At 61.0% G+C, this 21,627-nt stretch carries 18 protein-coding genes and 1 tRNA gene; 5 read left to right on the top strand and 14 right to left on the bottom strand.

Annotated features, from left to right (window positions below; genetic code table 11):
* Positions 1 to 61: 61 nt before the first annotated feature.
* The 4 genes from LA321_RS05025 to pepA all read right to left on the bottom strand — a co-directional run bounded on the left by LA321_RS05025 (position 62) and on the right by pepA (position 5,836).
* Positions 62 to 649, bottom strand: coding sequence for a superinfection exclusion B family protein (locus tag LA321_RS05025; RefSeq protein ID WP_026455989.1), 588 nt, complete (start codon positions 647 to 649; stop codon positions 62 to 64).
* Positions 650 to 767: 118 nt separating this feature from the next.
* Positions 768 to 3,632 (bottom strand): valine--tRNA ligase, encoded by a 2,865-nt coding sequence (locus LA321_RS05020; protein ID WP_042070933.1) that lies wholly within the window; start codon positions 3,630 to 3,632, stop codon positions 768 to 770.
* Positions 3,633 to 3,697: 65 nt separating this feature from the next.
* Positions 3,698 to 4,153, bottom strand: coding sequence for a DNA polymerase III subunit chi (locus tag LA321_RS05015; RefSeq protein ID WP_042070931.1), 456 nt, complete (start codon positions 4,151 to 4,153; stop codon positions 3,698 to 3,700).
* A 174-nt stretch (positions 4,154 to 4,327) separates the two neighbouring features.
* The gene (pepA, locus tag LA321_RS05010; protein ID WP_042070929.1) at positions 4,328 to 5,836 is read right to left on the bottom strand and encodes a leucyl aminopeptidase; all 1,509 of its coding nucleotides are present in this window, start codon (positions 5,834 to 5,836) and stop codon (positions 4,328 to 4,330) included.
* Positions 5,837 to 6,008: 172 nt separating this feature from the next.
* On the opposite strand from pepA, the gene lptF reads away from it, so the two are divergent.
* Together lptF and lptG are read left to right on the top strand one after the other, a co-directional pair.
* Positions 6,009 to 7,121, top strand: coding sequence for an LPS export ABC transporter permease LptF (gene lptF, locus LA321_RS05005; protein WP_042025011.1), 1,113 nt, complete (start codon positions 6,009 to 6,011; stop codon positions 7,119 to 7,121).
* A 257-nt stretch (positions 7,122 to 7,378) separates the two neighbouring features.
* Positions 7,379 to 8,449, top strand: a complete 1,071-nt coding sequence (gene lptG / locus LA321_RS05000; RefSeq protein WP_042070927.1) for an LPS export ABC transporter permease LptG — start codon at positions 7,379 to 7,381, stop codon at positions 8,447 to 8,449.
* 64 nt (positions 8,450 to 8,513) lie between these two features.
* Here lptG and LA321_RS04995 read toward each other — a convergent pair whose 3' ends face one another.
* A complete protein-coding gene (locus LA321_RS04995) occupies positions 8,514 to 9,047 on the bottom strand; it encodes an RDD family protein (RefSeq protein ID WP_042070924.1) in 534 nt (177 codons plus the stop codon).
* Between the two features lie 143 nt (positions 9,048 to 9,190).
* Here LA321_RS04995 and LA321_RS04990 point away from each other — a divergent pair.
* Positions 9,191 to 9,276 (top strand) — tRNA-Leu (locus tag LA321_RS04990).
* Positions 9,277 to 9,505: 229 nt separating this feature from the next.
* On the opposite strand, the gene LA321_RS04985 is transcribed toward LA321_RS04990, so the two are convergent.
* The 5 genes from LA321_RS04985 to LA321_RS04965 form a co-directional block, all read right to left on the bottom strand.
* Positions 9,506 to 10,186, bottom strand: coding sequence for a PepSY-associated TM helix domain-containing protein (locus LA321_RS04985; RefSeq protein ID WP_224212262.1), 681 nt, complete (start codon positions 10,184 to 10,186; stop codon positions 9,506 to 9,508).
* A gap of 4 nt (positions 10,187 to 10,190) precedes the next feature.
* Positions 10,191 to 12,233, bottom strand: coding sequence for a TonB-dependent receptor (locus LA321_RS04980; protein WP_042071014.1), 2,043 nt, complete (start codon positions 12,231 to 12,233; stop codon positions 10,191 to 10,193).
* 220 nt (positions 12,234 to 12,453) lie between these two features.
* On the bottom strand, positions 12,454 to 13,491 hold the full coding sequence (locus tag LA321_RS04975; protein WP_042070920.1) for an acyltransferase family protein: 1,038 nt from the start codon (positions 13,489 to 13,491) through the stop codon (positions 12,454 to 12,456).
* Positions 13,492 to 13,715: 224 nt separating this feature from the next.
* Entirely contained in the window at positions 13,716 to 14,627 is a 912-nt protein-coding gene (gene pbpG / locus LA321_RS04970) for a D-alanyl-D-alanine endopeptidase (protein WP_042070919.1), read from the bottom strand.
* Positions 14,628 to 14,954: 327 nt separating this feature from the next.
* Positions 14,955 to 16,016 carry a porin gene (locus LA321_RS04965; protein ID WP_042070917.1) on the bottom strand — a complete coding sequence of 354 codons (1,062 nt, stop codon included), beginning with the start codon at positions 16,014 to 16,016 and terminating at the stop codon, positions 14,955 to 14,957.
* 219 nt (positions 16,017 to 16,235) lie between these two features.
* On the opposite strand from LA321_RS04965, the gene glpX reads away from it, so the two are divergent.
* The gene (glpX, locus tag LA321_RS04960) at positions 16,236 to 17,246 is read left to right on the top strand and encodes a class II fructose-bisphosphatase (RefSeq protein ID WP_026457183.1); all 1,011 of its coding nucleotides are present in this window, start codon (positions 16,236 to 16,238) and stop codon (positions 17,244 to 17,246) included.
* Positions 17,247 to 17,404: 158 nt separating this feature from the next.
* A complete protein-coding gene (locus LA321_RS04955) occupies positions 17,405 to 17,656 on the top strand; it encodes a YkgJ family cysteine cluster protein (protein ID WP_026457182.1) in 252 nt (83 codons plus the stop codon).
* 67 nt (positions 17,657 to 17,723) lie between these two features.
* Here the strand turns inward: LA321_RS04955 and LA321_RS04950 are convergent, their stop codons facing one another.
* The 4 genes from LA321_RS04950 to hemC are packed head-to-tail and all read right to left on the bottom strand — an operon-like array spanning position 17,724 to position 21,604.
* Complete coding sequence (locus LA321_RS04950) at positions 17,724 to 18,887, bottom strand: heme biosynthesis HemY N-terminal domain-containing protein (protein ID WP_042070915.1); 1,164 nt, start codon at positions 18,885 to 18,887, stop codon at positions 17,724 to 17,726.
* Between the two features lie 10 nt (positions 18,888 to 18,897).
* Positions 18,898 to 19,947, bottom strand: coding sequence for a uroporphyrinogen-III C-methyltransferase (locus tag LA321_RS04945; RefSeq protein WP_042025021.1), 1,050 nt, complete (start codon positions 19,945 to 19,947; stop codon positions 18,898 to 18,900).
* Positions 19,944 to 20,678 (bottom strand): uroporphyrinogen-III synthase, encoded by a 735-nt coding sequence (locus LA321_RS04940; protein WP_042070913.1) that lies wholly within the window; start codon positions 20,676 to 20,678, stop codon positions 19,944 to 19,946. Before LA321_RS04940 ends, LA321_RS04945 begins: the two co-directional genes overlap by 4 nt.
* Positions 20,675 to 21,604, bottom strand: a complete 930-nt coding sequence (gene hemC, locus LA321_RS04935) for a hydroxymethylbilane synthase (RefSeq protein WP_042070910.1) — start codon at positions 21,602 to 21,604, stop codon at positions 20,675 to 20,677. The genes LA321_RS04940 and hemC overlap by 4 nt, the downstream gene beginning before the upstream one ends.
* Positions 21,605 to 21,627 lie beyond the last annotated feature (23 nt).

Below are 21,627 nucleotides of genomic sequence, written 5' to 3'. Positions count from 1 at the left end.
TATAAGACGGATAAAACAGAGCCGGACAGTGTCCGGCTCTGTTCTTTTCGGGAAGCGGCGTTTAGCGCTGGAAGCTCTTCTGGGCGAACTTGGGACGGGCGTTCATGATCTGCTCCACCTGCTCCTCGCTCATCTTGCCGCGCGATAGCCCCAGTACTTTGTAGGTGAGCAGCGGCCGGGCCGGCAGGGCGATCATCAGGGCACGGATCTGGTTCTCGTCATCCTTCTCCCGCAGCGGTCTGCCATAGGCGTAGGTGAGCACGCCGGCATCCATCAGATTTTTGACGGCAGGTTCGGTGATCGGCAGGTTTATGACGCTTTTACGCTGCAGCACGAACTCCCGCAGCACCGCCTTCTCGTTGAAGTCGAGAAAGCCGATCATCTGGGCCAGCTGATCCTGCTGGCGGCGTGATTGCCACTCTTCGCAACCCCACTCCCAGGCGATGAGGAATCCCTGACTGCAGAAGTAGGAGATGGCGATCAGCATGCCGACCCCCAGCCAGGCCGCGTGATCCGTGGCCCACTGGCTGACGGCGCCGTTCATCAGAGCGGCCGGAAACAGCAATATGATGCTGCAGCAGAGCAGTAACCAGACCATCAGCCAGTTAAGGCGGTTCAGTTGATAGAAATGTTGGATCCACCGTTTCATCGCTCATCCTTCCCAAACTGTTGTGGATAGTGAACAACACTCAGCAAAGGGTGTGCCAACGCAGCACAAATAAAAAAGCCCCCTTGGCAGGGGGCTTTTCGGGACTGGACGGGTCGACTTACAGGGCGGCGATTTCGGCCTGCTGGGCTTCCAGCTTGGTCAGCTGGAGACGATAATCTTCCAGCTTCTCGCGCTCCTTGGCGATGACCGCTTCCGGCGCCTTGGCGACGAAGGCCTCGTTGCCGAGCTTGCCTTCGATGCGACCGCACTCGCCGACCAGTTTGGCGACTTCTTTGGCCAGACGGGCCAGTTCGGCATCCTTGTCGATGAGACCGGCCATCGGGATCAGCAGCTCGGTGGCACCGATCAGCTTCTTCACCGACAGGGGCGCGGCTTCACCGTCCGCCAGCACACGGATGGATTCCAGACGGGCCAGCGACTTGAGGAAGGCCTCGTTTTCTGCGGCGCGCTGGGCGTCCTTGGTATCGCACTTGAGCAGCACGTTGAGGGGCACGCTCGGCGCCACGTTCATCTCGGCGCGGATGTTGCGGATGCTGACGATGAACTCCTTCACCCACTCCTGATCCGCCATCGCGGCGTCGTCCACCTTGGCGGCGTCGAACTCCGGGAAGGCCTGCATCATGATTGTGTCGGCGTGCACGCCGGCCAGCGGGGCCACCGACTTCCAGATGGTCTCGGTGATGAACGGAATGATCGGGTGTGCCAGACGCAGCAGGGTCTCAAGAACAGTCACGAGGGTGTGACGGGCAGCGCGCTGCTCGGCCTCGGAGCCCTTGTTCAGCACCGGCTTGGTCAGCTCCAGATACCAGTCACAGAACTGGTTCCAGATAAATTCGTACAGCACGCCGGCCGCGATGTCGAAGCGGTAGGTATCGAGTGCGGTACGGAAATCGCGGATGGCCACCTGCAGCTGGGACTGGATCCAGCGATCCGCCAGGCTGAACTGCATCTCGCCACCATTACCTTGCAAAGAGAAGCCGCAATCCTGATCTTCGGTGTTCATCAGTACGTAGCGGGAGGCGTTCCACAGCTTGTTGCAGAAGTTGTTGTAGCCATCCAGGCGCTTCATGTCCCAGTTGATGTCACGACCGGTAGAGGCCAGCGCCGCCAGGGTGAAGCGCAGGGCGTCGGTGCCATGGGCGCCGATCCCTTCCGGGAACTGCTTGGCAGTCCGCTTGGCGATCTTCTCGGCCATCTGTGGCTGCATCATGTTGCCGGTGCGCTTCTCCAGCAAATCTTCCAGGCTGATGCCGTCGATCATGTCGAGGGGGTCCAGTACGTTACCCTTGGACTTGGACATCTTCTGGCCTTCTTCGTCACGAATGAGGCCGGTGATGTAGACGGTCTTGAACGGCACTTGTGGCTGGCCGTTTTCGTCCTTGATGAAGTGCATGGTCATCATGATCATCCGGGCGATCCAGAAGAAGATGATGTCGAAGCCGCTCATCAGCACGTCGGTCGGGTGGAAGGTCTTGAGCGCCTCGGTATTGTTCGGCCAGCCCAGGGTGGAGAAGGTCCACAGGGCGGAGCTGAACCAGGTATCGAGCACGTCTTCGTCCTGACGCAGCACGGTCACGGACGGGATGTTGTGCTTGGTACGCACTTCCTCTTCGCTGCGGCCAACGTAGACGTTGCCGGCGTTGTCATACCATGCCGGGATGCGGTGACCCCACCACAGCTGACGGGAGACGCACCAGTCCTGAATGTCGCGCATCCAGGAGAAGTACATGTTTTCATATTGCTTGGGCACGAACTGGATGCGGCCATCTTCGACGGCTTCGATGGCGGTCTTGGCCATGGGCGCCACGCGTACGTACCACTGGTCGGTCAGCATCGGCTCGATGGGCACGCCACCGCGATCGCCGTAAGGTTGCTGCAGCACGTGATCCTTGATCTCGTCCAGCAGGCCCAGCTCTTCCAGCTTGGCCAGGATCGCCTTGCGGGCGGCGAAGCGCTCCAGACCGGCGAACTCGGCCGGCAGGGCGGCGTCGTAGGCAGTGCAGGGGTTGCCGTTGGTGTCGACCACTTCGGCTTCGGCACGCACGTGGGCGTCCAGGGTGAAGATGTTGATCATCGGCAGGCTGTGGCGCTTGCCGACCTCGTTATCGTTGAAGTCGTGGGCCGGGGTGATCTTCACGCAACCGGTGCCCTTCTCCATGTCGGCGTGCTCATCGGCGACGATGGGGATCAGGCGGTTCACCAGCGGCAGCAGGATGTGCTGGCCGATCAGCGCCTTGTAGCGTGGGTCTTCCGGGTTCACGGCGACCGCTGTGTCACCCAGCATGGTCTCCGGACGGGTAGTGGCGACGATCAGGTAATCCTTGCCCTCGGCGGTCTTGGCGCCGTTGGCCAGCGGATAGCGCAGGTGCCACATGTGGCCCTTGATCTCGCGATTTTCCACTTCCAGATCGGAGATGGCGGTGTTGAGCTTGGGATCCCAGTTCACCAGGCGCTTGCCGCGGTACATCAGGCCATCTTCGTAGAGACGGACGAACACTTCCTGCACGGCGGCGGAGAGACCCTCATCCATGGTGAAGCGCTCGCGCTCCCAGTCCACGGAATCACCGAGACGGCGCATCTGGCGGGTGATGGTGCCACCGGACTCTTCCTTCCACTGCCAAATCTTGTCGATGAAGGCATCACGGCCGTAATCGTGACGGGTTTTGCCCTCTTCTGCGGCGATTTTGCGCTCAACCACCATCTGGGTGGCGATACCGGCGTGGTCGGTACCCGCCTGCCACAGGGTGTTCTTGCCCTGCATGCGGTTGTAGCGGATCAGGGTGTCCATCAGGGTCTGCTGGAAGGCGTGACCCATGTGCAGGCTGCCGGTGACGTTCGGCGGCGGGATCATGATGCAGAAGGAGTCTTTGCTGGTATCACCGTGGGGCTTGAAGTAGCCCTGAGATTCCCAGTGCTGGTAGAGCGCCTGTTCGATGGCGTTGTGATTAAAAGTCTTTTCCATGGTCTCGCCGTATTCTGGATGGATGGATTCTGGTGTTGATTCGTCGTGGATCACAGGCGGCGCAGTCAGGGCTGCGCCGGATCCGGTGCGGCAAGGACGGGCTGATCCCTCATCTCGAGGGTGTGGCCCGCCTGGCGATAGTGCTTGTAGCGCTCGCGGGCTTGCTGCTTTTGCGTTTCGTCAGTGGGGACAAAATCTACCACTTGAGCGAAGTGTCCTGCAAACAAAGGTGTTTCTCTGGCCAGATTGACGAGGCGGACGTAGCGCCGCTTCGGCGGCTGGTGGCCTATCTCCACCGGTGCCTGGCCGCTCTCGCCCTGCAGCTGGTGCGGCACGAAGCGATCCGGCGGCAGTTGCCACAGCAGTTCGTCCAGGCGCAGGGCCTGGGCCTCGTCATCGCAGAACAGGTAGAGGTGGCCCGTGCCCCAGGAGTCGGCCGCCAGTTGGCAGACGAATCGCTCGACGGCACTGCCCCGCTCGTCATCCTGTTCGCTCATCAGGTAAAAAGTCACTTGGCTCATCAGGTGGATCCCGTTTTGCGGTGACGGAAAATTGACCGTCGCCGAGGCTGACAGGGCATTGTCCTGTCGGCGGCTCACTGACACAAGAATGAAACAAGGAAGAGGCGGGCCTCTTCCTTGTGGTTCGGGGTAACGCCAACCCCATTGATGCACGCATCAGATGGGGCAGGAGAGTTACTCTTTCTCTTCGATATCCACGCCGGCCCGGTTCAGCAGGAACTGGGTCAGCAGGGGCACCGGACGACCGGTGGAACCCTTCTCCTTGCCACTCTTCCAGGCGGTCCCGGCGATATCCAGGTGGGCCCAGTTGTACTTCTTGGTGAAGCGCGACAGGAAGGCGGCGGCGGTGATGGTGCCAGCCGGACGACCGCCGATGTTGGCCATGTCGGCAAACGGGCTGTCGATCTGTTCCTGATACTCGTCGAACAGGGGCAGGCGCCAGGCTCGGTCACCGGCCTGTTCGGAGGCGTTGAGCAGCTCGTGGGCCAGCGGGTTGTGGTTGGCCAGCAGACCCGAGGTGTGGTGACCCAGGGCGATGACGCAGGCACCGGTCAGGGTCGCCACGTCGATCACTGTATCCGGCTCGAAGCGATCGACATAGGTGAGGGCATCGCACAGTACCAGACGGCCTTCCGCATCTGTGTTGAGCACTTCGATGGTCTGGCCGGACATGGAGGTAAGGATGTCACCCGGACGATAGGCGTTGCCACCCGGCATGTTCTCGCAGCCTGCCAGCACGCCGATAACGTTGATAGGCAGCTGCAGCTGGGCCAGGGCGTGCATGGTACCGAGCACGGAGGCGGCGCCACCCATGTCGTACTTCATCTCGTCCATGCCGTCCGCCGGCTTGATGGAGATGCCGCCGGAGTCAAACGTCAACCCCTTGCCCACCAGCACGATGGGCTTGGCATCCGGATGGCCCTTGTATTCGATGATGGCCATCATGGCTTCGTTGTCGGAGCCGCGGGCCACCGCCAGGTAGGAGTTCATGCCGAGCTCGGCCATCTCTTGCTCGCCCACCACCTTGGTGGTGATGTTGTCGAAGGCATCGGCCAGACGACGGGCCTGGGAGGCGAGATAGGCCGGGTTGCAGACGTTGGGCGGCATGTTGGCCACGTCGCGGCAGACCCGCACCCCTTTCGCCACGGCCAGACCGTGGGCTATGGCTTTTTCGCCTATGGTCAGCTCGCGACGGGTCGGCACGTTGAACACCAGCTTGCGTAGTGGGCGACGGGGTTCGGCCTTGTTGGTCTTGAACTGATCGAAGCTGTAGAGGCCCGCCTTGGTGGTTTCCACCGCCTGGCGCACCTTCCAATAGGTATCCCGACCCTTGACGTGCAGCTCGGTCAGGAAGCAGACCGCTTCCATGGAGCCGGTTTCGTTCAGGGTGGTGATGGTCTTGTTGATGATCTGCTTGTACTGGCGCTCGTCGAGCTCGCGTTCTTTACCACAGCCCACCAGCAGCACACGTTCGCTGAGCACGCCCGGAACTTGATGCAGCAGCAGCATTTGACCCGGTTTCCCTTCCAGGTCACCACGGCGCAGCAGCGAGCTGATGTAGCCATCGCTGATCTTGTCCAGTTGTTCGGCAACCGGAGAGAGACGACGGGGTTCGAAGACGCCGACGACGACGCAGGCACTGCGTTGCTTCTCAGGACTGCCACTCTTTACACTGAACTCCATGGAATCTCCTACATCCTAAAGACAAAAGGCACCTTTTATTGAATAATGCGGTGCTTGTTGGGGTATCAGAGGCGGAGCGAACAGCCACTGGCTCCGCAGTTCAAACTGGTAAAAATCCAGTATACGGCCCTATTTTTCAGGCATTCGACTAAAAACACAAGTTTACTTGGGAATGACTGTGATCGTTTTCCGATATTTGTTCAGGGAAACCCTGAAAACCCAGCTGGCAGTGTTATTCGTATTGCTGCTTATCTTTGTCAGCCAACAATTCATCAAGATCATTGGCGATGCCGCCGATGGTGAGGTGCCGACGCGCCTGGTCTCCACCCTGCTGCTGCTCAACCTGCCGAACATGGCCTTGTTGATGCTGCCAATCAGCCTGTTTTTAGCCATCTTGTTTGCCCACGGTCGTCTGTACGCAGAAAGCGAGATGACAGTGATGCATGCGGTAGGTTTCAGCCACCGTTTCGTGATGCGCAGCGCCATGTTGCTGGCCCTGCTGACCGCTGCCGTGGCCGCCTTCAATACCGGTTGGGTAGCCCCCTTGGCCAAGGAGCGGGAATACCAGGTGATCGACGAATTCAAGGCCGATCCCGGGGTTTCCTTCCTGCAGGCCGGCCGCTTCATGGAGCTCGACAAGGGGCGCCTGGTTGCCTACATCCAGGATTTGAACGAAAACGGCTCCAAGTTGCAGAAAGTCTTCGTGTTGCAGCGGGCTGAGGGGAACAAGCCTCCTTCAGTGGTCGTTGCGGACGAAGGTGTAGTGAGCGTTGATGATGACGGGCTGCAATGGCTGACTCTGAAGGATGGTTCCCGTTACGAGGGGCACTTCTCCGGCAAGCAGTTCCAGATCTCCGATTTTCGCGAGTATGGGCTGGTCGTCCGCCAGCAGGAGATGGAACACTCCAATCGCAAGGCGGCCGCCAAGGCGACCGTGGAGCTGTTGGGGACCCAGGACAACAGCCTGATGGCGGAGCTGCAGTGGCGCATCTCGCTGCCCCTCTCCATTCCGGTGCTGACCCTGCTGGTGGTGCCGCTGGCCAGGGTCAACCCCCGTCAGGGGCGCTATGCCAAGTTGTTGCCGGCCATCCTGCTCTATCTCTCCTATTTCCTGCTGCTCAGTGCCGCCCGTTCGGCCATCGACAGCGGCCGTCTGCCCCACTGGCCCGGGATGTTCCTGGTGCCGCTCGCCTACCTGCTGTTCATCGGCCTGCCTCTCAACCTGCAGGGCACCAGCTGGTGGAACCGGGTGAAGGGTCAGTATTTCAAAAGAAAATCAGCATGATGCTGCAACATAGGAACTTCTGCTGATGTTTGGCATTCTCGACAGACATGGCGACCGGATCACTTTGATGTCGCACCCGCTCTATGCGCCTGTATTTGAGGGAAAAATCAGCATGATGCTACAACAGGGGAGTCTCTGCTGATGTTTGGTATTCTCGACAGACATGGCGACCGGATCACTTTGATGTCGCACCCGCTCTATGCGCCTGTATTTGAGGGAAAAATCAGCATGATGCTACAACAGGGGAGTCTCTGCTGATGTTTGGCATTCTCGACAGATATATCGGCCGGATCATTTTCATGTCGATCCTGCTGTGCGAAGTGACCTTGGTCGGCCTGGCTGCGCTCATCAAGTATGTGGAGCAGCTCAAGTCGGTTGGGGACGGCAACTACGACATGGTCAATGCGCTCTATTTTGTGCTGCTCTCCATGCCGAAAGAGGCCGTGCTCTTCTTCCCGCTGGCGGCCCTGCTGGGCGGTCTGATTGGTCTGGGCCAGCTCGCTACCAGCTCCGAGCTGGTGGTGATGCAGGCGGCGGGTCGCTCCAAGATCAGCATCGTTATGGCGGCCCTCAAGACGGCCATCCCGCTGATGATAGTGGTGGGCTTGATGGGTGAATACGTGGCGCCCATCGCCAAGCGAATGGCAGATGACATCAAGGCGGGAGCCCTGTCGGAAGGGCGCCTGACCGTCTCGGCCTACGGGGTCTGGGCTCGCGATGGCAACAACTTCGTCAATATCAACGGGGTACGCAACGATGGCGCCCTGACCGGCATCACCCTCTATCGCTTCACTCCGGATCGCAAGCTGATCGATGTCATCCAGGCGCAGGAAGGGGTGTTCGAGCAACACCACTGGCTGCTCAAGCAAACGCAGGTGACTCGTTTCGATGACCCGACCCGGGTCCAGAGCGAGCAGCATGAGAAGATGGAGTGGCGCTCCGAACTCACGCCCAAGCAGCTGGGAGTGGTGAGTGTCGATCCGGAGAATCTCTCGGTCTCCGGTTTGCAGGACTATATCGGCTATCTGGATGCCAACAAGCAGGATGCCGGTCGCTACAAGCTGGAGCTGTGGCGCAAGCTGCTGTCACCTCTCTCCGTGGTGGCGATGATCCTGCTGGCCTCCTCTTTCATTTTCGGCCCGCTGCGCTCGGTGAGCATGGGGGCACGGATGCTGATGGGGATCATGACTGGCTTCGCCGTCTACGTGAGCGATCGGGTGTTTGGTCCCGTCAGCCTGGTCTATTCGGTGCCCCCTATTCTGGCGGCCGTGGCCCCCAGCCTGCTGTTTGGCGGTATCTCCTTTTACATCCTCAGTCGCAAGCAGTAACGCGCTGTTTGAAATGCAAAGAGGGCACCCATCGGGTGCCCTCTTTCGTTGCTGCCGGTGTGAATTACTTGTTCAGCAGCTCCAGGTTGGCCTGTTTGTCCAGCACCACGACCCTGCATTCGGCCCAGATATCCTGGAAGGCGCGCGGCTCCTTGCGGTTGAACAGGCACATCAGGTTGCCAAGACCGAAGGCGGCTGTGGCGAGGCGGATCAGCGCCTGGGTGATGCGAATGTTGCTGCCATCTTCATTCTGGATGCGCAGACGCCAGGCGCGCATGCCGATAGTCTGGCCGGCACGGGTCCAGAACCAGGTGTAGAAGCCGCAGATGACGAAGGCGAGCCAGAGGGTGTAGATCAGGCTGTAGCGGTGGCGGGTCAGCAACCAGAGGGAATCTTCCCCTGCCGGCACGCTGGCCATGCCGGTCACCAGCAGTAATTTGGCCACTGCCATGCCGATAAAGCCGGCAATGATGAGCAAGGAGGTCACCACCAGGGAGTCATAGATCAGGGCGCCGAGACGGCGCAGCAGCCCGGCAGACGGGTAGCCTAGTGTGGTGGAAGAGGGGGGCGTTTGTTGGACTTGTTTGCGCTTGGCCATCGTTTTTATTCCATTAAGATGATGGCGGCATTCTATGTAACTGATCCTGCATCGGCAAGGCGTTGAATAAATGAACAAATAGGTGCGGGCAATAGAAAAACACCTTGCATGGTATCGCGCCATTCGTATAATTCCCCGCAGTTGCCCGGGTGGCGAAATCGGTAGACGCAGCGGATTCAAAATCCGCCGGTGAATAACCGTGTCGGTTCGAGTCCGACCCCGGGCACCATCAAATTCATGACAAAAGGCCATCAGCAATGATGGCCTTTTGTTTTTTTGTGTTCCGAGTTTGTTCCATGCCGCCAGCACCATGGTGAGTTATCCCGTTATCCCGTTATCCCGTTATCCCGTTATCCCGTTATCCCGACCTTTCGTATCTCCTGCATCGCTCCTCGAATTGCCGATAAATAGCGACATTTACCCGCAATATCCCGTCACTTTATCTTTTTTCACAACTATCACCCCAGCAGAGCAAACAGCAGGGTGCCGAGTGTGCCGACCAGCGTCATCAGGACGAGGATCCCGGGCTTGCCATGGAGCTTGGTCCACATAAACAGGCTGGTGAGGGCGAGCAGCAGCAGGGCCAGTGCGGCCAGATCGCCAAACAGCTGCCAGCCGAGGCCGGTGCCCATGCCCCGATGCAGCCGGTTGAGGCTGGCGGCAAAGTTGGCCTGCTGCAATTCGGTGCGCACCAGCAGGGTACCTTCCACATAGCTGGCGGTGACGCTTTGAGTGAGGGTGACCGCGCGCATCTCCCAGCGGGCGGGCAGGGTGAGCGAGCCGGTCGGGGTGGGCAGGGTCTGGGCCGGCGTGATCATGGCGCGCCCTTCGTCAAAGCCGTCCGGATAACGCTGGCGCAGCAGGGCTTGCAACGCCTCCGGGTTGGTCAGCGGCGTGTCCAGTGCTATCTCTTCGCTCGACTTCTCAGTATGAGGGCCCGGAATGGGCAGGATGGCCCTGTGTTGCAACCAGAGGCCGGTGAGACCGTAGATCAGCATCAGGGTGAGGGTGAAAAAGCCGGCCCAGGCATGCAGGCGGCGCACCCATTTGTTGTTGTGAAGGGGAAGTCGGTGTCGTTTCATGGTGTGGCGCGTCATAAAAAACTGGCCAGCATACGCCGGCCAGTGGGTCTGGGTGATGGGATCAGAAGCGATAGCTGCCGGTCAGGTGCAGCTGGCGCGGCGTGCCCGGCATGATCTGGCTGGCACTGGTGGCGCTGACGAAGTAGTCGTGGTCGGTCAGGTTTTCGGCACTCAGCTGGGCCTCCCACTGTTGCCAGCGATAGCCAACGCGGGCATCGAAGCGGGCATAGCCGGGCAGGATGGTGGTATTGGCGTTGTCGGCGAAGCGATCACCCACGGCCGTCACCCCGGTTTCGCCGAACCAGCCCAGCTTGCCGCTTTGATAGCCGACGAACAGTTGACCATTCTGGCGTGAGACGTTGCTCGGGCGCTTGCCCTGCAGATCCGCGTCCGCCTTGACCTGCTCGGCATCCTGGATGGCGACGCCGCCGCGCAGATAGAGCTCGTCCGTCAGGCGGGCATGGGCGCTCAGTTCGACACCTTCGGTGCGCTGCAGACCGGTGAGGATCACCCTGGTGGGATCCAGCGGATCCTTGCTGCGCTTGTTGTACATCTCCAGCCGGTAGAGGGAGAGGGTGGTTGCCAGGCGGCCATTCAGCCAGTCGCTCTTCACGCCACCCTCATAGAGGCGGGTGTTCTGGGGATCCAGGTTGTTGTTCTTGTCTCCCGGCGTCAGCCCAATCAGCTCGCCACCCACAGGAGTGAACGTCTTGCTGTAGGAGGCGTAGAAGGCGTGCTCCTCGAGAGGATTCCATACCAGTCCCAAGCGCGGGCTCAGGCTGGTGACCGAGCGGGTCTCTTCCTTGTTGAGGTCGTTGCGGCGGCTGGTGACGGTAAAGTCGTCACGGCGCAGGCCACCGACCAGATGCCAGTCGCCCAGGGTGAGTTGATCCTGCAAATAAAGGCCGACTCCGTGCACCTTGTGGCTGGCATCGCTGGCGAGCTTCATGGCGCCGTCATGGCGGGGCAGGGCCGATGGATGGTAGAGGCTGCCCGCCGAGATGGGGGTCGCATTCTGGTAGAGCTTGGGGGTGCGCTCCTGCCAGCTCTGCTCCAGGCCGACCAGCAGACGATGGCCGACGGGACCAGTCTGCAGCTGGCCTTCCGCTTCTGTGTTGCTGATGAGGCTCCTGGCCTGCAGATCCTGCTGCCAGCGGGCGCGAGTCACCTTGTCCCCTTTCACGCTGGTGACATAGGTGTTGTCAAACTGGCTGTCGAGGGTGCTGTAGCCGAGTTGCTGGCGCAGCTGCCACTGCTCGTTGATATCCCAGGTGAGGCGGGAGCGGGTGGATTGCGCCACGTCGTCGATGAAGTCGCGGCTGGTGTCGCTGTAGACGAACTCCCGCGGTACATCGGCCGGGCGGCCGTTGACGCCGGGGATGCCGCGATCCGGGGTGCGATCGTGCTCGTTGCGCTCGTATTGCACCAGCCAGTTCAGGTTGTCGCTGATCTCCCAGTTGACGGAGGGGGCCAGCAGGGTGCGTTTACCCTCCACACCATCGCGGAAGCTGTCGGTATCTTCCTGGGCCAGGTTGAGGCGCAGCTGCACCCGCTCGCTCGCTTCTCCGTTGAGGTCAGCGGCCAGACGCTGGCTGTCAAAGCTGCCCACCCTGGCGGTGACGCTGGATGCCTGTCCCTTCTGCGGCGTCTTGCTGACCCGGTTGATGATGCCCCCCGTGCTGCCACGGCCGTAGAGCACGGCCGCCGGCCCCTTGAGGACCTCTACCCGCTCTATGTTGCCGAGATCCCGGGTGTACTGCATGTCATCGCGAAAACCGTCGAGATAGAAGTCGTTGCTGGCACTGAAGCCACGGATATTGACGCTGTCGAAGCGGGTGTCGCCGCTGGCGTTGACCCCGGGAATGCCGCTCAGGGCCTCGCTCAGGGTGGGCTGGCCAAAGGCGGTCAGCTCGCTGGCCGAGACGCTGTCGATGGTCTGGGGGACCAGCTTGGCCGGGGTATTGGTGCGGGTGGCGGTGGCTACCTCTTGATGCTGGGTGCGTTTGCCTACCACTGTCAGGGTTTCATCGGCGGCCTGAGCCTGAAACGCAGAGCCAAACAGAGCCAGCGAAACCAGGGTTCTGCGAAAATGAGGGTGCTGCATGTTCAATGTTGATTCTCTAAATGTCGACCGAACGGCCTGAACTTGTTGATTTAGTTGTAATTAATTTTGACCCACATAAATGGGATCGCAATGATATTGATTTTCATTTGTGTGGCAAGTGAATTTGGGGAGATAGCGGGGGTGTTCGACGAAGGGCGAGATGAGTGGATAAAAAGGAAAGGTGCATCCAGCCCCTGCGCAGGAGGCCGGATGCCGAGGGTCAACGGATATGCAGCAAGCGGGCGATGAATACGTTGCTGGATAACAGTCCATAGGCCAGCAGAGAAGCGCCGAGCAGCAGCGGCACCTTGGTGATCTCCCACAGGAGGGACGCCTCCTGCGGGCCGAATACGAACAGCCACACCACCAGGATCATGTGCAGGCAATAGAGCCCGAGCACCTTGGGGGCCTGGCGTTCCAGCCAGCTGCCACGTCCCCAATCCGGGTTGGCCAGCAGCAGGCCAAACAGACCGAGAGCCCAGGGCACGGAACCGAGCAGAAAATCGTGGCGAGTGAGCGGTACCTGCGCCAGCTGATTGAGGGCGATAGCCTCCAGCGCATAGAGCCCCAGCCCCATGACCAACAGTCGGCGGCTCATCCGGGTCGTGGGTTGCCAGGCTCGCGCGCGCAGCCAGGCCCCCAGAGCGACGAACAGCAGGGAGAAGAAGGGGCCGTTGCGGGTCAGGATGGGCCACTCGGCCCCCAGCAAGGGCTTGGCATAGGAACCGCCCAGCAGCGCCAGCAGATAGAGCAGGGCGCCTAAATAGAGTGCCAGCGCCGGTTTGCCCAGCCACTGGCACAGCGCCAGAATGCCCACGGCCAACACCAGGGCGGGCAGGAACCAGAGGTGGATCATGCCGCCGACCAGCCAGTCGTTGAGGGGATCGCCGAGCTGGAATTGCCACTGCCCGCGCAGGGACGCCAGATAGCCCTGATTGACGGCCTCCACGGGATTGAACGGCAGCAGCAGATAGAGGAGGCTCCAGGCCAGCCAGAGCAGCAGCAGGGGGCGGCAGTAGCGCCAGGCCACGCTCAGCGGTGCGGCGCCAGTCAGCTTGGGTTGCAGGAAATAACCGGCGCAGAGGAAGAACAGAGGCACGGCGAAGCGGCACAGCTGATTGATGAGCGCGCTGAGCCAGGAATAGGGAGCGCTCCCCCACAAGTCGGGGTTGAACGGATGGGCGAAGGGAGAGACATGGATGGTCATCACGGCCAGGATGGCCAGCACCCGCCCGCACTCGATACTGGATATTCGCATGTTTGCTCGGCATCACAGGGTTGTGCCGGTACGCTAAAAGAGCCTATCCATATTTTCAACCAGTTGATTTTACTAGTGTGAATCCCGTTGTTGAGTCGTTACGTTTTGTAACCTGAAGGGGGCTGGTGTCCCCCGTGATAAGACCCGGATCCCGTCAGGGGGGCGAGCGTCAGGCATAAAAAAGCGAGGCATTCGCCTCGCTTCCTGATGTCGTCATGGGGATCTTATTGGTTGCTCAGCATGGCATTGCTGTTGGAAGCCAGCGTGGTGCGGCCAGAGGTCTCCAGCCAGGTCCTGATCCGCTTGGCATCGGCAACCCGATCGTTGGTGGTTTCAGCATTGAGCAACACCATGATCACGGGTTCATGATTGACCCTGGTCCCCAGCACCAGGCAGCGGCCCGCCTCGCGGATATAACCGGTCTTGGAGAGGGTGAATTCCCACTGCCCCTCGCGGATCAGTCGGTTGGAATTGAGGTAGTGCAGCTGGCGCTTGTTGGTACGTACATAGCTCTGATCGTCGGTGGAATACTGGCGGATCAGTGGATAGGCGGAGGCGGCGACGGCCAGCTTGGCGAGATCCTGGGCGGTGGAGACGTTACGCGGATTGAGGCCTGTGCTGTCGGCGTAGCGGGTGTTCCACATCCCCAGCATGCGGGCTTTGGCATTCATCGCCTCGATAAAGGCACGCTGCCCCCCCGGATAGTGGCGGGCGAGGGCCGAGGCGGCGCGGTTCTCTGACGACATCAGGGCGATGTGCAGCATTTCGGCCCGGCTGAGGCGAGTGCCGATGGCCAGTCGTGAGCCCGTGCCCTTGATGCGGTCTATGTCGGCATTGGTGACCGTCAACGTCTCGTTGAGCCGTTGGTTCGCATCCAGCACCACCAGCGCGGTCATCAGCTTGGTGAGGGAGGCGATGGGCATGACCCGGTTGCCATTGCGCTCGGAGATCACCTCGCCGGTTCTGTGATTGGCCACCACGAAGGCGGCCGAGCTGAGGTTGGGAATGTCCCGTCGTTCGAGAAAGCCGCCGCTACCGTGACCGCTGGCGGAAAAAGGGTTGGCGTGGGCACTGTCCATAGTGGCCGGCAGCATCGCTGCGCCAAGCAACAGGGGAAGGAGGGAACGCATCATCATGATCTGCTCTACCGGACGAAATTCAGGGATAACTCGCTAAGTTATATGTCGCGAATTGACGCTTCACAATGCTTCTTGCCTTGATCCTGACAATTTACTGCTTTAAGCCGTCCGTTCAGGGTTTGGACGGATTTTAGTGAGTCTTTTCTTGGCGGAAATGATGCGAAAAAGGGACCTCATGATGCTCTTGCGGTCACTGGCGGTATTGCCGAACAAGAAGAGTTTTTGGCAAGGATCCGGATAGAGGGACGAGAGGGAGCTGAGATAAATGCCGCGCAATAAAAAAGCGCGATGGCAGGCCATCGCGCTTTTTACCGGGAGGCTCGATCAGAAGTCGTAGCGGGCCGCCAGCTGGAAGTCATCCTGGTTGGCGGTCGCCTTGTTGGCCACGCTGTCCAGGTTGTTCATGCGATACTCGCCGATCACCCGCAGGTTCTTGTTGAACTTGTACTGGGCGCCCAGAGTGTAGTAGTCCACGTTGTCCTTCTTGGTGCCGGCCTTGTCCTGCTCCTGCTTGTTCCACAGGGCCATCAGACCGAAGCCGTTCTCGAAGTTGTAGCCCAGTGCGGCTTCCCAGCCGGTGTGGTCGGTGCCGGTGGCCAGGAAGTCGCTGCCATCGGCATAGCTCAGGGCGGCATAGGCGGCCTTGTTGTCGAACTTGGCGGAGATCAGCCACAGCTTGGCATCCTCTTCACCGCTCTTGTCGCGCAGGCCGACGTTGTAGGCGGTACCCAGCGACAGATTGAACGGGAAGGTGTAGGCCAGGGCGGCGCCATAGGCGGCATCGCTATCCTTGCTGGTGGTCTCTTCGGTGTCACCGCCATCGAACTTGTAGCTGGTATCGATCTGGAAGCCGTTGAACAGACCTGAGTATTTCAGCACCGAGCCGGCACGGTTGGTGGCGAAGGTATCGGTCTTGGCGCCCAGCGCATCGTTGCCATAGCCATCGGAGAGGGAGACGTCAGTCCAGTCGGCCAGGAAGCCAGGTGCCCCCTTCTGGCGACCGAAGGTGACGCTGCCCCAGTCAGCCCCCACCCCGGCAAAGGCAAGACGGGTGCGCAGGTTGTCCGAGTTTTCGCTGATGGTCTTCTCGCTGTCGTTGATATACATCTGCACTTCGTACTGGGCCAGCGCCTTCAGACCCGTGTTGATCTGGGTCTCGGCCTTGGCGCCGAAGCGCACGAACTGGTTGGCGCCCTGCTTGGCACTGTAATCCTTGGTGCCGTTCGGGTTGGCGGCGTCGACACCTTCCTTCTTGTCCCCGAAGAAGTGGCCGGCATAGATGCGGCCATACAGATCCACCATGGTGGTGTCGTTTTTGTACACTTCAACGGCTTGAGCCTGGAACGCGGCGGTCAGCGCCATGGCCACTACAGTCAGCTTTTTCATCTTAATCCCTTGTGTTGCAAGCTTTTGTTTTAAAGACGGGGCCATGCTAGGGAGGTGGCGTGACAGCGAGGTGACGAAGAGATGAAGAGGCGGTGTCAGTTTGATGTCACCTGGATGAATCACCCCCTTTTCGTGGCATAGGCGCCACTTTTATGCGCAAAGGTTTGCCCTTGTGGTAGAATGCCGCCCGTTTTTCGAGCTCCATAGGTTGGATATGCGATGAGACGTGAACTGGCAATCGAGTTTTCCCGAGTGACGGAAGCGGCAGCACTGGCTGGCTACAAGTGGCTCGGACGTGGTGACAAAAATATCGCTGACGGGGCGGCCGTTGCGGCCATGCGCCACATTCTCAACCAGATCGAGATCGATGGTGAGATTGTGATCGGCGAAGGCGAGATCGATGAAGCACCCATGCTCTACATCGGCGAGAAGGTGGGCACGGGTCACGGTGACGCGGTGGACATCGCGGTCGACCCCATCGAGGGCACCCGCATGACCGCCATGGGGCAGGCCAATGCGCTGGCGGTGCTGGCGGTCGGTGACAAGGGATCCTTCCTCAAGGCCCCCGACATGTACATGGAAAAGCTGATCGTCGGGCCCAAGGCCAAGGGCGTGATCGATCTGGATCAGGCTCTCGAGCTGAACCTGAAAGCGGTCGCCAAGGCGCTGGGCAAGCCGCTCTCCCGCCTGACCGTCATTACCCTGGCCAAGCCGCGTCACGACAAGGCCATCAAGGAGATGCAGGGGCTGGGCGTGCGGGTGTTCGCCATCCCTGACGGCGACGTGGCCGCCTCCATCCTCACCTGCCTGCCAGATAGCGAAGTCGACATGCTGTACGGCATCGGTGGCGCACCGGAAGGGGTGATCTCCGCGGCGGTGATCCGTGCCCTGGATGGTGACATGCAGGCTCGCCTGGTGCCCCGTCACCGGGTCAAGGGCGACAGCCCGGACGTGCGCGAGCTGGGCGAGCAGGAGATTGCCCGCTGCGAAGCCCTGGGCATCGATGTGAACAAGGTGCTCAAGCTGGAAGACATGGCGAAGAATGACAACGTCATCTTCTCCGCCACCGGCATCACCAAGGGGGATCTGCTGGAAGGCATCACCAGCGACGGCATCATGGCGACCACCGAGACCCTGCTGATCCGCGGCAAGTCCCGTACCATCCGTCGTATCAAATCGATCCACTATCTGGAGCGTAAAGACAGCGTGGTGCGTGACATCATTCTGTGATGCCGATGCATTGAGCCGACTGGTTTGCTGCAAGCCCGATCGCCGAACGGTCGGGCTTTTTCATGTCTGCCAGCTACTCTTGTCGATCGGCTTGGGCTATGGTGACGGCACGGGCCAGTTGGCATGGTGCCGGGTTAATGGCCACGGGAGGTGGTGATATGGAGTGTCGTGCCGGTTGCGCTGCCTGTTGCATCGCCCCCAGCATCAGCAGCGCGATTCCGGGCATGCCTGACGGCAAGCCGGCCGGAGTGCCTTGCGTACAGCTCGACGAGCAACTGGGTTGCAAGATCTTCGAGTCGCCGGAGCGCCCTGCCGTGTGCGGTGGATTTCGCCCGATGGCGGATGTGTGCGGCAGCCACAGGGCCGAGGCCATCTGGCTGATCGGCGAGCTGGAGCGGCTGACGAGCTGAGTTCTGAACAGAGTCGCAGATAAAAAAGAGGCCGCATCATGCGGCCTCTTGCGTTGCTCTTTGCTGATCAGATCCCGGCCAGTGCCAGGGCTTGACGGTAGTACTCGTTGGCCTTGTTGGTGAGGCGACGCTTGTCCATCAGCTGACCCAGGGCATGGTAGGCGGCAGCGCTCGGAGCCCGGGCCACCTCCTGTTCCAGCAGCTTCTGGGCCTCGTCCAGCTGGCCGGACAGCAGGTAGAGCTGGGCCAGCGCGGTGTCGACCTCGGGCTGGCCCTGCATTTTCTGCAGTTGCGCCAGCAGCGGCTGGTAGTTGTCGAGCTTGAGCCTGGGCAGTCGAACCAGCAGCTGCGGCATGGCCTGTTTACGCAGTGCCTCCTGCCACAGGGTGGCTGCCTCGCCATCGGCACCCAGCTGGCACAGCATGTCGCCGTAGCGCACCAGCAGCTCGGGCTCCAGGCGCAGTTTGCGGGGCAGCTCCTGCCAGGTCGCCTTCAGGGTATCGAGGGACTCGGCGGCTTGCTGCAGGCGGCCACTCCAGGCCTGTTGCAGCAGATCTTCTTCCTGCTTGGGCGTCAGTTTGCCGACCTTGTGCAGTACCGGGATCAGATCGCATAGAGCGCTCCAGTCCTGGCGCGCCTGGTGTACCTGACGCAGCTGATCCAGCACCATGGGGTGGCGCGGGTTGAGGGCATAGACGGACTCCAGGGTCGCCAGCGCGGTGTCGTACTGGCCCTGTTCGATCTGCAGCTGGGTCTGGGTCAGAGTCAGTGCCAGCTCGGCCTTGGGGTTCTCCTCCTGAGCCTTTTGCAGATACTGGTCGCGGCGGGCATCGTCACCCCTGGCCTGGGCCGCCTTGGCGGCGCTCAGGTAGTTGAGCAGCGGGGTGTCGCTGTTGCTGGCGCCCTTGATGAGCAGCTTCTCGGCCTGGCTGTATTGGCCCTCGGCCATCGCCAGGGTGGCGGCTATCGTTTGCTGGTTGGCCTTGCGACGGCGACGGGAGCCATACCAGCCCAGCGTCTTGCGGCGCAGACCGAACACCCGGCCCAGGATCCACTCCACCAGCAGCAGGGCGCCGTAGAAGAGGATCGCCAGGATCACCGCGCTGGTGACGGAGGATTCGATGGTGTAGTTGCCAAGGGCAATCAGCACGTAGCCCTTGTTACCCGAGGCTTCCGGGCCAAACATCAGCCCTGCGACCATCACGGCAACCAGAATGATTATACGGATCATGGTGCCCTCCTCAGTTGCCGGCCAGAATGCGTTGCAGACGCTCGGTCAGCACCTGTTCCAGCATGGCCTGGGTCTTGAACTGATCCGGATAGTCGAACTGGATCTGCTCACCCTTGAGCTTGTCGATCTCGCCCAGCATGTAATGGGTGGCGCTGTTTTCGGTGTCGAAATACTGGTTCAGCCAGCGCTGGGCCTTGTCCAGGCTGTCTTCATAGAGTGCCTGCTGCTCGCGGTAAACGGCGAGCTGGGCCTGCAGCAGCTTGGTCTTGAGGTTTTCCCGCAGGAAGATCTCCTGTTGCGGGGAGAGCAGGGCCTCCACGGCACCGTCACGACGGCGGATGGTGATGAAATTCTCGGTGAACTTGACCCAGTTCTTTTTCAGGTTGCTTTCCCACTCGTCCGGATTGGTGCTGACCGCCTGGTCGGGCTCGGCTTTCGCTTCCGGCATGCTGACGGTGGAGAGGGGCAGCAGCTCGATCTGATCGGAGAGAGCGGCCAGCTTGAGAGTCAGCCCCTCGCGGTCGATGCGCGGCATCCCCTTGAGCTTGGCGATGTCTTCGGCCAGCGCCTTGCGGATCGGCATCAGGCTGGGATCGTTGAGGGCAGCGATGCGCTCGTCGGCGTTGCCCAGCAGGGTGATGGCGGAGACGAGGTCATGTTCCAGCCACAGCTTGCGGCCGGCCATGCGCACCAGGTATTCCGATTCGGCCAGCATCCAGTCGTTGGGGCGCTTGTCGTTGAGATCCAGCACCCGGTTCTGCAGCCCTTGCATTTCGCCCTGCAAGCGCTGCTGGGTCTGTTCAAGGGCGGTCAGCTGTTCGGCATCCTTGTTGCTGCTCTGGTCAATCTTGCTGATGGCACTGGCCAGCTGCTGTTTGAGCTGGGCCAGCTCGGCCTGCTGGGCGACCGCATTCTTGTGGCCGTGCAGATAGAGGCCGCCGGTCAGGCCAAGCGCCAGCAGGATGGCAACACTACCCAGCACGGCACCGGAGCGGTTCTTGCTGCCATTGGCCGCAGCGGCCGGCTGTGGGGTCACCTGGGATTCTTGTTGTTCTGTCATTCCATCTTCCTCAGTTCCAGTGCGGCCATCAGGGCCTGGTTGGATGCACCTTGGGCAATCGTGATATGGATGAAGCCCGCAGCACTGGCCATCTCGGCCACGCGGGGGCTGGGGACCACCAGATGGCGGTCAAAAAGCCAAGGGTGCTGACGCTCGGGAACCAGCGCCAGCAGCCGTTGCAACAATTCGCCACTGGTGATGAGCAGGCTGTCCAGCCCGGCTGCCTGCCAGTGGCGCGTCAATGTCTCTCCGTCAAAGTCGGGGTAATGCCGTTCATAGGTTGCACAATAGTGCACCAGAGCACCGCGTGAGGCCAGCGTGCTGGCGATGAGATCCCGCCCGCCATTGCCACGCAGGATCAGCACCCGCTTGCCGCTCACCTGCTGCAGGGCAGGGAGGGCCAGCAGCCCCTCGCTGCGGGGATCGTGCGGGCAACTTGCGCTGATGCCCGCCTCGGTGAACGCATCCGCACTGGCCTGGCCGACCGCAAAGTACTCAATATGTGGCCAGGTCAGACCAGTTTGCAACAAAAAATCGTGAGCAAAATGAACGGCATGAATGCTGACGGCGATAACGATGTCTGCCTGTGCCAGCAGTTCGGGCAGGCGAGGGAGGTCGCTGCCCGCCACGGTTTCCAGCAGCGGGCAGCAGAGCGGTGCGTGACCGTGCTGGCGCAGCAACTGCTCCAGCTCGGTGGCCTGGGCGGCCGGGCGCACCACCAGCGGGATCATGTACGGTAGACCTCGGCCAGGATGACGTCGGCACCGGCAGCCAGCAGGCGCTGGGCCAACTGTTCACCCAGGGCTTCCCCGTCGCTCACGGCGCCACGGATCTCGTCGCGGATCACCTGGGTACCATCCGGGCTACCCACCAGGCCCCGCAGCCAAATTTGCTCTCCTTCCACCAGCGCATAGGCACCGATAGGCACCTGACAGCCCCCTTGCAGGGCGCGGTTCATGGCACGCTCGGTCAGCACCCGGGCGCGGGTCTCACTGTGCTCAAGCGGTGCCAGCAGGGCGTGCAATTCGTGATCGTCGAGGCGGCACTCGATGCCGACCGCGCCCTGGCCATTGGCTGGCAGGCTCTGCTCCGGTTCGATGAAGGCGGTGATACGGTGATCCATCTCAAGCCGTTTCAAGCCTGCGGCGGCCAGGATGATGGCGTCGTATTCGCCGGCATCCAGCTTGGCGAGGCGGGTGTTGACGTTGCCGCGCAGGTCGCGGATCACCAGATCCGGGCGGGCGGCGCGCAACTGGCACTGGCGGCGCAGGCTGGAGGTACCGACCACAGCACCCTGCGGCAGCTCGTCGATGGCCTGAAAACGGTTGGAGACAAACGCATCGCGGGGATCTTCCCGCTCGCAGATGGTGTGCAGGCCGAGCCCCGCCGGGAACTCCACCGGCACGTCTTTCATGGAGTGGACGGCGATGTCGGCGCGTCCTTCCAGCATGGCAGTCTCCAGCTCCTTGACGAACAACCCTTTGCCGCCGACTTTGGCGAGCGGGGTATCCAGGATCTTGTCGCCCTGGGTGCTCATGGGAACCAGCTCGACCCTTAGCTCGGGATAGAGGGCTTCCAGCCGGTCTTTGACGAAGTTGGCCTGCCACAGGGCCAATGGGCTCTTGCGAGTGGCAATTTTCAGGGTTCGGGCTGCCATATCAATCAGTTGTTTTATCTTTA

The organism is Aeromonas enteropelogenes, from assembly GCF_020097295.1.
GTDB classification, from domain to species: Bacteria; Pseudomonadota; Gammaproteobacteria; order Enterobacterales; family Aeromonadaceae; genus Aeromonas; species Aeromonas enteropelogenes.
The sequence above is the reverse complement of the archived record's forward strand: the minus strand, read 5'-3'. Positions and strand labels throughout refer to the sequence as shown.